At 42.3% G+C, this 13,919-nt stretch carries 7 protein-coding genes; all 7 read left to right on the top strand.

The window, feature by feature from the left end:
* Positions 1-52 precede the first annotated feature (52 nt).
* The 7 genes from miaA to secY2 all read left to right on the top strand — a co-directional run bounded on the left by miaA (position 53) and on the right by secY2 (position 13,915).
* On the top strand, positions 53-937 hold the full coding sequence (gene miaA / locus D8802_RS07020) for a tRNA (adenosine(37)-N6)-dimethylallyltransferase MiaA (protein WP_125395306.1): 885 nt from the start codon (positions 53-55) through the stop codon (positions 935-937).
* Positions 930-2,168, top strand: coding sequence for a GTPase HflX (gene hflX, locus D8802_RS07015; RefSeq protein ID WP_125395305.1), 1,239 nt, complete (start codon positions 930-932; stop codon positions 2,166-2,168). The genes miaA and hflX overlap by 8 nt, the downstream gene beginning before the upstream one ends.
* Positions 2,161-2,784: a cystathionine beta-lyase gene (locus tag D8802_RS07010; RefSeq protein ID WP_125395304.1), complete on the top strand. Its 624-nt coding sequence runs from the start codon at positions 2,161-2,163 to the stop codon at positions 2,782-2,784. Before hflX ends, D8802_RS07010 begins: the two co-directional genes overlap by 8 nt.
* Before the next feature lie 14 nt (positions 2,785-2,798).
* Positions 2,799-3,728 (top strand): ribonuclease Z, encoded by a 930-nt coding sequence (gene rnz / locus D8802_RS07005; RefSeq protein WP_125395303.1) that lies wholly within the window; start codon positions 2,799-2,801, stop codon positions 3,726-3,728.
* A 20-nt stretch (positions 3,729-3,748) separates the two neighbouring features.
* Complete coding sequence (locus D8802_RS07000) at positions 3,749-4,504, top strand: SDR family NAD(P)-dependent oxidoreductase (RefSeq protein ID WP_125395302.1); 756 nt, start codon at positions 3,749-3,751, stop codon at positions 4,502-4,504.
* Positions 4,505-4,752: 248 nt separating this feature from the next.
* The gene (gene bgaA, locus D8802_RS06995) at positions 4,753-11,979 is read left to right on the top strand and encodes an LPXTG-anchored adhesin/beta-galactosidase BgaA (protein ID WP_125395301.1); all 7,227 of its coding nucleotides are present in this window, start codon (positions 4,753-4,755) and stop codon (positions 11,977-11,979) included.
* A gap of 676 nt (positions 11,980-12,655) precedes the next feature.
* A complete protein-coding gene (gene secY2, locus D8802_RS06990) occupies positions 12,656-13,915 on the top strand; it encodes an accessory Sec system protein translocase subunit SecY2 (protein ID WP_125395300.1) in 1,260 nt (419 codons plus the stop codon).
* Positions 13,916-13,919: the final 4 nt, after the last annotated feature.

Below are 13,919 nucleotides of genomic sequence, written 5' to 3'. Positions count from 1 at the left end.
TTTGTGATATAATAATAGTAACGAAAAAATGGGAATTTTTCAAGGAAAAAAGATGAAAATAAAAATAATTGTAATTGTTGGACCGACTGCTGTTGGAAAGACAGCCCTTGCTATTGAAGTAGCCAAGCGCTTTGGTGGAGAGGTAGTTAGCGGTGACAGTCAGCAAGTATACAGAGGGCTGGATATTGGGACGGCCAAGGCTAGCCCAGAGGAGCAAGCTGCTGTTCCTCATCATTTGATTGATGTCAGGGAGGTGACCGAGTCTTACTCGGCTTTTGATTTTGTTTCAGAAGCTAAAAAGGCTATAGAGGACATTCAAAGTCGAGGAAAACTAGCTATTATTGCTGGTGGAACAGGGCTTTATATCCAGAGCTTGCTGGAAGGCTACCATCTGGGTGGAGAGACGCCCCATGAGGAGATTTTAGCCTATCGAGCTAGTTTAGAGCCTTATTCAGATGAAGAATTAGCCTATCTTGTGGAGCAAGCAAATCTTGAAATTCCCCAGTTTAACCGTCGTCGTGCTATGCGAGCCTTGGAAATCGCCCATTTTGCTCAGGATTTGGAAAATCAAGAGTCCTTGTATGAACCGTTGATTATCTGCCTGGATGATGAACGCAGTCAACTCTATGAGCGTATCAACCACAGAGTGGATCTGATGTTTGAGACTGGGCTTTTGGATGAGGCTAAGTGGCTTTTTGACCATTATCCAGATGTGCAGGCTGCCAAAGGCATTGGCTACAAGGAACTTTTTCCTTATTTCCGTGGGGAGCAGACTCTGGAGGAAGTCAGCGAGAGTCTCAAACAGGCGACGCGTCGTTTTGCCAAGCGTCAGTTGACCTGGTTCCGTAATCGCATGCAGGTGACCTTTTATCAGATAGGAGAGTCTGGAGTGAAGGACCGCATTCTAAGCCAGATTGAGGAGTTTTTGAATGATTGAAACGGAGAAAAAAGAGGAACGAGTCCTGCTCATTGGTGTGGAACTGCAGGGCATGGATAATTTTGACCTCTCCATGGAAGAGTTGGCCAGTCTGGCTAAGACAGCTGGGGCAGTCGTAGTAGATAGTTACAGACAAAAACGTGAAAAGTATGATTCTAAGACCTTTGTTGGCTCTGGTAAGTTGGAAGAGATTGCGCTCATGGTAGATGCGGAAGAAATCACAACTGTTATTGTCAACAACCGTCTGACACCAAGGCAGAATGTCAATTTGGAGGAAATTCTCGGTGTCAAAGTCATTGACCGTATGCAGCTAATTTTGGATATCTTTGCCATGAGGGCTCGAAGCCATGAAGGAAAACTCCAAGTCCACCTAGCTCAGCTCAAATATCTCTTGCCACGCTTGGTCGGTCAGGGAATTATGCTTAGTCGTCAGGCAGGGGGAATTGGTTCCCGTGGACCAGGTGAGAGCCAACTTGAACTGAACCGTCGTAGCGTTCGCAATCAAATCACGGATATCGAGCGTCAGCTCAAGGTGGTTGAGAAAAATCGGGCCACAGTCAGAGAAAAACGTCTGGAGTCTAGCACCTTTAAGATTGGTTTGATTGGTTACACTAATGCTGGGAAATCAACCATCATGAATACCTTGACCAGTAAGATCCAGTATGAAGCGGACGAGCTCTTTGCGACTCTGGATGCGACGACTAAGAGTATCCATCTGGTGGGCAATCTACAGGTTACCTTGACTGATACGGTTGGGTTTATCCAAGATTTGCCAACAGAATTGGTGTCCAGTTTCAAGTCAACCTTGGAAGAAAGCAAGCATGTTGACCTTCTGGTTCATGTTATTGATGCCAGCAATCCTTATCACGAGGAGCATGAAAAAACGGTTCTGTCTATTATGAAAGACTTGGATATGGAGGATATTCCTCGCCTGACCCTTTATAATAAAGCGGATTTGGTGGAGGATTTCACGCCTACCCAAACGCCGTATGCCCTCATTTCTGCCAAGTCTGAGGATAGTCGTGAGCAGCTGCAAGCATTGTTTTTGGAAAAGATCAAGGATATTTTCGAACCCTTTACCCTGCGCGTGCCTTTTTCTAAGTCCTACAAGATTCATGATTTGGAAAGTGTGGCGATTCTTGAAGTTCGTGACTATCAAGAGGATGGAGAAGTGATCACAGGCTACATTTCGGAGAAAAATAAATGGAGGTTAGAAGAATTTTATGACTGATATTAAAACCTTGGCTCTAAAGTATGGAGGTTATACAAGTCTGGATAAGGTCTATCTGGATCAACTTCTAGCTGGCAAAACAGAACAAGAGCAGTTGGCACTTATCACTCCTCCTCCGAGTGTAGTCAATGCCTACTTTGCTGAACTCTACCAGAAAAAGAGTCCTCAAGCTGCGACGGATTATTTTGCAGAACTCAGTCAGGAACTGAACCTCTACAATGCTGAGCCAAGTTTCACTCTAGAAAGCAAGCCCTTTATTCGCCTTAACCTGTCGGGTAAATCCTTTGGATTTTGCTATGAGAGTGAGCGACTGGGGCGGATTTTCTCTGAAAATGAAGAGGGAATCTCGGATGACTTACTTTTTGAGATTGCGCAAATTTTCCCCCATCAACTAGTTTTTGAGGAGTCTGGAAAGATTTACATGAAGCCTGTCGGAGGTGAGGAAGTTGTTAGTGTGGAAAGTCTCACAGCCTTGACAGACTTGGAAAGTTTAGCAGATGGTCGCACACGTCTCAAAGGTTATAGCCAAGAGGATTTACTACAAGAAGCTGTTGCTTTTTCTGGCAAGCCTTATTTCCGATCGGAAAATCGCACAGCCATGTTATATATTGATTAATTAGAAAGTATCGAATGGATATTCAATTTTTAGGAACGGGGGCTGGTCAGCCCTCTAAAGCCCGCAACGTTTCAAGTCTCGCCCTGAAACTCTTGGATGAGATTAACGCAGTTTGGCTCTTTGACTGTGGAGAAGGAACGCAAAATCGCATTCTGGAAACCACAATTCGACCACGTAAGGTCAGCAAAATCTTTATCACCCACCTGCATGGAGACCACATTTTTGGTTTACCAGGTTTTCTCTCCAGCCGTGCTTTTCAGGCCAATGAAGAGCAGACAGATTTGGACATTTATGGACCTCAAGGGATCAAGTCCTTTGTCTTAACCAGTCTACGTGTGTCAGGTTCTCGTCTGCCTTATAAAATTCATTTCCATGAGTTTGACCAAGATTCTCTAGGCAAAATCCTTGAGACCGATAAATTCACTGTGTATGCAGAGGAGCTGGACCATACTATTTTCTGTGTTGGTTATCGTGTCATGCAAAAGGACTTGGAAGGAACGCTGGATGCTGAAAAACTCAAGGCTGCTGGTGTCCCGTTCGGCCCGCTTTTTGGAAAAATCAAAAACGGTCAGGATGTTGTTCTCGAAGACGGAACTGAAATCAAGGCGACAGACTATATCTCAGCACCGAGACCTGGCAAGGTAGTTACTATTCTTGGAGACACCCGAAAAACCAATGCCAGTGTGCGTCTAGCTGTCAACGCCGATGTCTTGGTTCACGAGTCGACTTATGGCAAGGGAGATGAAAAAATTGCTCGCAATCACGGTCACTCAACCAATATGCAGGCAGCACAAGTGGCAGCAGAAGCCGGTGCTAAGCGCCTCTTGCTCAATCATATCAGTGCTCGTTTCCTCTCAAAAGATATCAGTCAGCTCAAGAAAGATGCAGCAACTGTTTTTGAAAATGTTCATGTGGTCAAAGACTTGGAAGAAGTGGAAATTTAGAAGATTGAGAAAGGATAAATATGTCTACGATTCTCATTACAGGTGCTAGCGGTGGCTTAGCCCAAGAAATGGTCAAACTCTTGCCCAATGACCAACTCATCTTACTAGGTAGAAACAAGGAAAAACTAGCTCAACTATATGGAAATCATTCTAATGTGGAATTGATTGAAATCGATATTATTGATGACTCAGCCCTAGAAGCTCTGGTAGCTGACCTCTATCTCCGTTATGGAAAGATTGATGTTTTGATCAACAACGCTGGATATGGAATATTTGAAGATTTCGACCAGATTTCTAATCAAGAAATTCACCAGATGTTTAAGGTCAATACCTTTGCTCTGATGAATCTGTCTCGTCGTCTTGCAGCTCGTATGAAAGAAAGCCGAAAAGGCCATATCATCAATATCGTCAGTATGGCAGGTTTGATAGCGACTAGCAAGTCTAGCCTTTACTCAGCGACCAAATTTGCGGCTATTGGATTTTCAAATGCTCTGCGCCTCGAACTCATGCCTTACGGTGTCTATGTAACGACGGTCAATCCAGGCCCAATCCGCACAGGATTTTTTGACCAGGCAGACCCAGATGGGACCTACCTCAAGTCGGTTGATCGCTTTCTCTTAGAACCAGATGCAGTCGCTAGAAAGATTGTCAAAACCATAGGAAAAAACAAACGGGAACTCAATCTCCCAGTTTTGTTGAACCTAGCCCATAAGTTTTATACCCTCTTTCCTAAACTAGCTGATAAGTTGGCAGGGGGAATCTTTAATTATAAGTAAAAAAGTTCCTTACAAAAGGAACTTTTTTATAATATTTAACTGAGTGTCAAAAATTGTTTGATTTTGTTTTAAAACTACATTCATATTTTTAAAATCCTCTACAAATTTTAGAAAAAACAATCAAAATTATGATTTTTTGTATTTAGGGTATTGAAATTCCCTATATTGTTTTATAAAATAGAACTAAAAGGCTATGAAAAAGTAATGCGCTTACAAATAAATGAAAGCGGTTGCTAAAGGAGGGTTTTATGGAAAAAGGCCATTGGAATCGTAAAAGAGTCTACAGTATTCGTAAGTTTGCCGTAGGAGCTTGCTCTGTCATGATTGGAACCTGTGCGGTTCTATTTGTAGGAAGTGTCGTTGGAGAATCACCAGTTTTCGCGGATGAAACTCCGATTACTCACACTGTGGAAAGTCCGGTAGTAGAGGAAAAAGAGGATCAAGCTGTAGCAGAGCACAAGGATGCTGCAAGTGTCGATCAAAGTCAAGCTACTCCAATTGAAGCAAGCAAACCAGAGAAGAAAGAAGATGAAACTGTAGCTCCAAAAGAGGAGAAAGCATCTCTAAAACCTGAAGAAACAGCTCCAAAGGTAGAATCTCAAGCTTCAAGTCAAGAAAAGCCTGTCAAGGAAGAGTTGAAAGCTGCAACAAATGAAGAAGTGAATCAAATGATTGAAGATAGAAAAGTGAATTTTAATCAAAATTGGCACTTTAAACTCAATGCGAATCCTAAAGAAGCTGTGAAATCAGATGCAGACGTATCAACATGGCAAAAATTGGATCTCCCACATGACTGGAGTATCTTTAACGATTTTGACCATCAGTCACCTGCCCAAAACGAAGGTGGACAGCTCAATGGTGGTGAAGCTTGGTATCGTAAGACCTTCAAACTTGATGAAAAAGATCTCAAGAAAAATGTTCGTGTAACCTTTGATGGTGTCTACATGGATTCTCAAGTCTATGTCAATGGCCAGTTAGTGGGGCATTATCCAAATGGTTATAACCAGTTCTCATACGATATCACCAAATACCTTCACAAAGATGGTCGTGAGAATGTGATTGCTGTCCATGCTGTCAACAAACAACCAAGTAGCCGTTGGTACTCAGGTAGTGGTATCTACCGTGATGTGACCTTGCAAGTGACAGATAAAGTTCATGTAGAGAAAAATGGGACAACCATCTTAACACCAAAACTTGAAGAACAGCAACATGGCAAGGTTGAAACTCATGTAGCCAGCAAAATCGTCAATACAGATGATAAAGACCATGAACTTGTGGCAGAGTATCAAATCGTTGAACGTGGTGGTCAGGCTGTAACAGGTTTGGTTCGTACAGCGAGCCGTACCTTAAAAGCACATGAATCAACAAGCCTAGATGCGATTTTAGAAGTTGAAAAACCAAAACTCTGGACAGTTTTAAATGACAAACCTGCCTTGTACGAATTGATTACGCGTGTTTACCGTGACGGTCAATTAGTCGATGCTAAGAAAGATTTGTTTGGTTACCGTTACTATCACTGGACTCCAAATGAAGGTTTCTCTTTGAATGGTGAACGCATTAAATTCCATGGTGTTTCCTTGCACCATGACCACGGAGCACTTGGAGCAGAAGAAAACTATAAGGCAGAATATCGCCGTCTCAAACAAATGAAGGAGATGGGTGTTAACGCCATCCGTACAACCCACAACCCTGCTAGTGAGCAAACCTTGCAAATCGCAGCAGAACTTGGTTTGCTGGTTCAGGAAGAGGCTTTTGATACATGGTACGGTGGAAAGAAACCTTATGACTATGGTCGTTTCTTTGAAAAAGATGCCACTCACCCAGAAGCTAGGAAAGGTGAAAAATGGTCTGACTATGATCTTCGTACCATGGTCGAAAGAGACAAAAATAACCCAGCTGTCTTCATGTGGTCTATCGGAAATGAAATCGGTGAAGCCAACGGTGATGCACACTCACTTGCAACGGTTAAACGCTTAGTAAAAGTGATTAAAGATGTTGATACTACACGTTATGTTACCATGGGAGCAGATAAGTTCCGCTTTGGAGATGGTAGTGGTGGCCATGAGAAGATTGCCGAAGAACTTGATGCGGTTGGTTTCAACTACTCAGAAGACAACTACAAGAAACTTCGTGCGAAACATCCAAAATGGTTGATTTACGGTTCAGAAACATCTTCAGCAACCCGTACACGTGGCAGCTACTATCGTCCTGAAAGTGAATTGAAACATAGCAACGGACCTGAACGTCATTACGAACAGTCTGACTATGGTAATGACCGAGTTGGCTGGGGTAAAACGGCAACAGATTCATGGACTTTTGACCGTGACAACGCTGGCTATGCTGGACAGTTTATCTGGACAGGTACGGACTATATAGGTGAGCCTACGCCATGGCACAACCAAAACCAAACTCCCGTTAAGAGCTCTTACTTTGGTATCGTAGATACAGCTGGTATTCCAAAGCATGACTTCTATCTCTACCAAAGCCAATGGGTTTCTGCCAAGAAGAAACCAATGGTTCACCTCCTTCCTCACTGGAACTGGGAAAATAGAGAATTGGCATCGAAAGTCGAAGATGCAGACGGAAAAATCCCAGTTCGCGCCTATTCAAACGCTGCAAGCGTAGAATTGTTCTTGAACGGTCAATCTCTTGGAGTTAAGACCTTCAACAAGAAACAAACTAGTGATGGCCGTACCTACCAAGAAGGTGCGAATGCTAAGGAACTCTATCTTGAGTGGAAGGTTGCTTACCAACCAGGTACTTTGGAAGCTGTAGCTCGCGATGAAGCTGGAAAAGAAATTGCACGTGACAAGATTACCACTGCAGGTCAACCAGCAGGTGTTCGTCTTATTAAGGAAGAACACGCAATCGCTGCAGATGGAAAAGACTTGACCTACATCTACTACGAAATCGTTGACAGTCAAGGAAATGTAGTGCCAACTGCCAATAATTTGGTTCGTTTCCAATTGCATGGACAAGGTCAACTAGTCGGTGTTGATAATGGGGAACAAGCCAGCCGTGAACGCTATAAGGCGCAGCCAGATGGTTCTTGGATTCGCAGAGCCTTTAACGGTAAAGGGGTTGCCATTGTTAAATCAACTGAACAAGCAGGTAAATTCACACTAACAGCTCATTCGGATCTCTTGAAATCTGGTCAAGTAACAGTCTTTACTGGTAAGAAAGAAGGACAAGAAAAGACAGTTCTAGGAACAGAGGTACCAAAAGTACGTACTGTTATCGAGAAAGAACCAAAAATGCCGAAGACCGTCGCTTTTGTCTACAGTGATGGCAGTCGTGAAAAACGTCCAGTAACATGGTCTCCTGTAGATGTAAGCCAAGCTGGAGTTGTGACTGTTAAAGGTATGGCAGATGGACGTGAGGTAGAGGCTCGTGTCGAGGTTCTAGCAATTGCGAAAGAACTACCAACTGTTAAACGTGTTGTTCCAGGAACAGATTTGAATGCTGTTGATAAATACGTTTCTATCGCTGTAACAGATGGAAGCGTTCAAGAATACGAAGTGGATAAATGGGAGATTGCGGAAGCAGATAAAGCTAAACTGTCAGTTGCTGGATCACGTATTCAAATGACTGGCCAACTAGGAGGCGAAACCGTACATGCTACTCTTGTAGTAGAAGAAGGCAATGCTGCAGCACCTGTAGTACCAACTGTAATTGTTGGTGGTGAAGCTGTTACAGACCTCACTAGTCAACATCCAATGCAATACCGCACTCTTGCTTATGGTGCCCAATTGCCAGAAGTCACAGCAAGTGCTGAAAATGCAACTGTTACAGTCTTTCAAGCAAGTGCAGCAAACGGTATGCGTGCAAGCATCTTTGTTCAACCAAATGATGGTGGCCCTCTTCAAACTTATGCAATTCAATTCCTTGAAGAAGCACCAAAAATTGCCCATTTGAGCCTGCAAGTGGAACAAGCTGATGCTCTCAAAGAAGACCAAACAGTGAAATTGTCGGTTCGGGCTCACTATCAAGACGGAACGCAAGCTGTATTACCAGCTGATAAGGTGAACTTCTCTACAAGTGGTGAAGGGGAAGTCGCAGTTCGTAAAGGAATGCTTGAGTTGCATAAGCCAGGATCAGTCACTCTCAAAGCGGAATATGAGGGGGCTAGAGGCCAAGTTGACCTCACTATCCAAGCCAACACTGAGAAGAAGATTGCGCAATCTATCCGTCCAGTAAATGTAGTGACTGACTTGCATCAAGAACCTACTCTTCCAGTAACAGTAACGGTTGAGTATGACAAAGGTTTCCCTAAAACTCATAAAGTCACATGGCAAGCTATTCCAAAAGAAAAACTCGACCACTATCAAACCTTTGAAGTTCTAGGTAAAGTTGAAGGCCTTGACCTTGAAGCGCGTGCTAAAGTCTCTGTAGAAGGCATCGTTTCAGTTGAAGAAGTTAGTGTGACAACTCCAATCGCAGAAGCGCCACAATTACCAGAAAGTGTTCGTACCTACGATTCAAATGGTCACGTTTCATCTGCTAAGGTTACTTGGGATACGATTCGTCCAGACCAATACGCCAAGGAAGGTGTCTTTACAGTCACTGGTCGCCTAGAAGGTACGCAATTAACAACTAAACTTCATATTCGTGTGTCTGCTCAAACTGAGCAAGGTGCAAACATTTCTGACCAATGGACAGGTTCAGAATTGCCACTTGCCTTTGCTTCAGACTCAAATCCGAGCGACCCTGTTTCAAACGTCAACGATAAATTGATTTCCTTTAATGACCGACCAGCTAATCGTTGGACAAACTGGAATCGTAGCAATCCAGAAGCTTCAGTTGGTGTCCTATTCGGAGATTCAGGTATCTTGAGCAAACGTTCCGTTGATAATCTAAGTGTCGGATTTCACGAAGATCATGGAGTCGGTGCACCGAAGTCTTATGTGATTGAGTATTATGTCGGTAAGACCGTTCCGACAGCTCCTAAAAACCCTAGCTTTGTAGGCAATGAAGAACATGTCTTTAACGATCCAGCTAACTGGAAACCTGTTACAAATCTAAAAGCCCCTACTCAACTCAAGGCTGGTGAAATGAATCACTTTAGCTTTGATAAAGTTGAAACCTATGCTGTGCGCATTCGCATGGTGAAAGCAGATAACAAGCGCGGAACTTCTATCACAGAGGTGCAAATCTTTGCGAAACAAGTTGCGGCAGCTAAACAAGGACAAACAAGAATCCAAGTTGACGGCAAAGATTTAGCAAACTTCAACCCTGATTTGACAGACTACTACCTTGAGTCTTTAGATGGAAAGGTTCCCGCAGTAACAGCAAGTGTTAGCAACAATGGTCTCGCTACCGTCGTTCCAAGCGTTCGTGAAGGTGAGCCAGTTCGTGTCATCGCGAAAGCTGAAAATGGCGACATCCTAGGAGAATACCGTCTACACTTTACAAGCAATAAAGACTTACTTTCTCGTAAACCTCTTGCAGCGGTTAAACAAGCTCGCTTACTACAAGTAGGGCAACCGCTTGAATTGCCAACTAAGGTTCCTGTTTACTTCACAGGTACAGACGGCTATGAGACAAAAGACTTGACAGTGGAATGGGAAAAAGTTCCAGCAGAAAATCTGACAAAAGCAGGTCAATTTACTGTTCGAGGCCGTGTCCTTGGTAGTGACCTCGTTGCGGAGTTCACTGTACGAGTAACGGACAAACTTGGTGAGGCTCTCTCAAACAACCCTAACTATGATGAAAACAGTAACCAAGCCTTTGCTTCTGCAACTAATGATATTGATCCAAGTTCACATGACCGTGTAGACTATATCAATGATGGAGACCACAATGAAAATCGCCGTTGGACAAACTGGTCTCCAACACCATCTTCTAATCCAGAAGTATCAACAGGTGTTATTTTCCGTGAAAATGGTAAGATTGTAGAACGGACTGTTGCGCAAGCCAAACTTCACTTCTTTGCAGATAGTGGTACGGATGCACCATCTAAACTTGTTTTGGAACGTTATATTGGTCCAGACTTTGAAGTGCCTACCTACTATTCAAACTATCAAGCCTACGATGCAGCCCATCCATTCAATAACCCAGAAAATTGGGAAGCTGTTCCTTATCGTGCGGATAAAGATATTGAAGCTGGTGATGAAATTAACGTAACATTTAAAGCTGTGAAAGCCAAAGCTATGAGATGGCGTATGGAGCGTAAAGCAGACAAGAGCGGTGTTGCGATGATTGAGATGACCTTCCTTGCGCCAAGCGAATTACCTCAAGAAAGCACTGCATCGAAGATTCTTGTAGATGGAAAAGAACTTCCTGACTTCGCTGAAGACCGTCAAGATTATCAAGTAACCTATAGCGGACAACGTCCAAAAGTGACCGTTCAAGAAAGCAATCAAGTAGCTTCAACAGTTGTAGATAGCGGAGATGATAGCCTTCCAGTACTTGTTCGCCTCGTTTCAGAAAGTGGAAAACAGGTCAAGGAATACCGTATCCAACTAGTTAAGGAAAAACCAGTTTCTGAGAAAACAGCCCCTGCTATTCAAGAAGAGAATCCAAGTCTTGAGGTTGTCGAAAAGGAACTTGCCTTCCAGACTGTTGAAAAAGAAGATCCAAGTCTATATGTAGGTGAAAGTCGTGTAGAACAAGAAGGACAAGTTGGTAAGGAACGCATTCTTACATCTGTTAGTCCAGACGGAACTCGTGAAGAGAAACTCCGTGAAGTGATCCAGGCTCCTGTTAACCGGGTTCTTCTCGTTGGAACTAAGCGAGGTACAGCCCAACCACTTGATGGAGCTGCAGGTTTAGTTCATGAAAAACCAGAACTTCTGGTTGAAGAAGAGGCAATTGATTTCAAAGTTCAAGAACGTAAGACTGACAAACTTTATGTGGGGGAAAGTCGTGTTCTTCAAGAAGGTCAAAAAGGTGTTCGTGTCCACCTAGTAGAAGTCGAAAACGGTAAGCGTACATTGAAAGAAACTTTTGATAAGATAGTTGCGCAAGATCGTATCGTGGAAGTAGGAACTAAACGTGGTACGGCTCAACCGCTTGATGGTGTCAAAGATTTGGTTCATCACAAGCCAGAGCTCCTAGTGGAAGAAGAGGAAGTTGATTTCCAAGTTCAAGAACGTAAGAACGATAAACTTCCAGTAGGGCAAACTCGTGTGATCCAAGAAGGCCAAAAAGGTGTTCGTGTCCACCTAGTAGAAGTCGAAAACGGTAAGCGTACATCGAAAGAAACCTTTGATAAGGTAGCAGCACAAGATCGTATCGTGGAAGTGGGAACTGCTGTAGCACAAGAAGGACCAAATCCACAAGTTTCTGTCAATCCAGATGCGCACCAACTGACTCAAACAGGAGCACAATCTCAAGAAGAAAAAGTGACACAAACTGAAAAAGGTCACCTTCCAAATACAGGAAGTGAGTCTCAGGTGTCAGCTTTAGCAGCAGGATTGGCTCTCTTGGGCTTAGGTGCAGGCCTTGCAGCTACTACTCGCAAAAAAGAAGATTAAGTTTAGTTACAAGCTAAACTGAACAGGAAAAGGCCAGAGTGATGCTCTGGTCTTTTTCGTCTGAGTTGTAATAGTAAACAAATGCTTAGAATAGTCACTCCTATTCCAAATGGATTTTGTTCAAAATTCATAAAGTGCCCTTCACACTTATAAAAAGAGAGGTCGTGTTTGAAAATAATTGATAAATATGCTACAATAGTAGGCACTGGTAATTTTTATAAATGATTTTTTAATGAGAAAAATCGGATAAAATCCATGCAACTTTCGAAGAATCATGATCAGATGAGAAAGCGTAAAATTCCTTACCTTTCAGAGATTTGGTATGGGAATGGTTTTTTAGATATCAATCATGTTGACAGAGTTGATATACTTATAAAAATTTTAAGGATTAAGTAAATCCGTTTATGCATTTGATAATATTCACATAGAAGAAATGGAAGAACAGGTGTTCTCACATGAAAATATTCAAGGATAGAAGAGAAGCTCCAAGTATATTTACACTCATGAGGTGCTCTATATTTCGTAGGTGAAATATCATGGTAAGCCAGTTAATCCTATCTTGTTTATCAGTGGGATGAGCCTGTTTTCTTGGGTTGTCTTGCTGTTACGATGGTACATGAACATTGCTAGAAAATGATCGCAAGACTTGCTAAATATAAAGAATAAAGGATGACAGATGAAACATTTCGGTCTTAAGAAACAGAAACGAACAAGTATTTTTTTCCGAAGAGCAATTTTTACAATTTTTGTATTGGTTATTTATATATTAGGGCGGCATATCTTACTTCCGGGCTATAATGGTAATATGCAAGCTTTACAGATTAAGGAGCAAAATCCGCTGGCTTACTTGTATTCTTTAGCTGGGATTGATGTTTCTCGAGTTTCTGTGTTTTCTTTAGGACTAGGTCCTTGGATTACGACGATGATCGTTTGGCAGGTCATCAATTTAAACAAAAGTTGGAATATCCAATCATGGTCTCCCAAAAAGACAGATTTTTTTCAAAAAATCTTAACATTGATTTTTGCACTTTTGCAAGGGATAACCATTATGTACAAGGCTTATAGTGGGAATGCCCGTTTCTTACTTCTGGTTGATGATTGGATATACAATGCGGCAATTTTGACAACAGTAGTGACAGGAAGTTTTATCATTATCTGGTTATCAGGTTTGAATACTCGTAAAGGAGTAGGTGGTTCCACAATCGTTATCATTTCTGGAATTCTATTACAGTTTGCTAATCATTTAGTGGTATTAATAGGAGAATCTTTGGAATCTATACAGGGTGGAGTGGTGCTAGCAGTTGCTGCTTGTGCTTACTTGTTACTTACTTATATTGCAGTAGTCTGCGAGAGAGCAGAGGTGCGTCTGCCTTTAAACAGAATTATGCTAAGTAGTCGCTATTATGAAAAATCTTACCTGCCAATCAAGTTTATTCCATCTGGTGGGATGCCGATTATGTATGCTTCAAGTGTGATTATGCTCTTTCAATTAGTGTTAGATTTGTCGGGGAACGGATTTGCGTCTAACGTTGGAAGTTTATTTGACTTCACAAAACCACTTAGTTTGCTCTTTTATCTCGTTGCCATCTACCTTCTAGCTATTTTGTTTGCTTATATTAACTTGGGACCTGAAGAGACCGCCAAACAGATGCAACGTCAAGGGGAGTATTTTGACTATATTCAACCCGGGAAAGAGACCTTAAAAGTTTTAAAACGTTATATTTCCTTGCAATCCAACATAGGAGCCATCTACCTAATCGTCTATGTAAGTTTCCCTTATTTTATTAACTTCTTTTTGCCGCTACCAGGTCTGCTATTGACTTTACCAAGTACTTTGGTCATCTTAGTCAGTATGTTTATGCCTCTGCGTGAAGAAATACGTATTTTGAGAATTGGAACTTACTATCACAAAGAATTAGAACTCAAAGGAGAATAAAGGT

Source organism: Streptococcus oralis, from assembly GCF_003943395.1.
Classification (GTDB): Bacteria; Bacillota; Bacilli; order Lactobacillales; family Streptococcaceae; genus Streptococcus; species Streptococcus oralis_BF.
The sequence above is the reverse complement of the archived record's forward strand: the minus strand, read 5'-3'. Positions and strand labels throughout refer to the sequence as shown.

What these genes read in the sequence shown, in the direction of transcription:
- D8802_RS07000 (WP_125395302.1), top strand. Translation starts at nt 3,749, where the DNA reads ATGTCTACGATTCTCATTACAGGTGCTAGCGGTGGCTTAGCCCAAGAA.
- D8802_RS07010 (WP_125395304.1), top strand. Translation starts at nt 2,161, where the DNA reads ATGACTGATATTAAAACCTTGGCTCTAAAGTATGGAGGTTATACAAGT.
- secY2 (WP_125395300.1), top strand. Translation starts at nt 12,656, where the DNA reads ATGAAACATTTCGGTCTTAAGAAACAGAAACGAACAAGTATTTTTTTC.
- hflX (WP_125395305.1), top strand. Translation starts at nt 930, where the DNA reads ATGATTGAAACGGAGAAAAAAGAGGAACGAGTCCTGCTCATTGGTGTG.
- bgaA (WP_125395301.1), top strand. Translation starts at nt 4,753, where the DNA reads ATGGAAAAAGGCCATTGGAATCGTAAAAGAGTCTACAGTATTCGTAAG.
- rnz (WP_125395303.1), top strand. Translation starts at nt 2,799, where the DNA reads ATGGATATTCAATTTTTAGGAACGGGGGCTGGTCAGCCCTCTAAAGCC.
- miaA (WP_125395306.1), top strand. Translation starts at nt 53, where the DNA reads ATGAAAATAAAAATAATTGTAATTGTTGGACCGACTGCTGTTGGAAAG.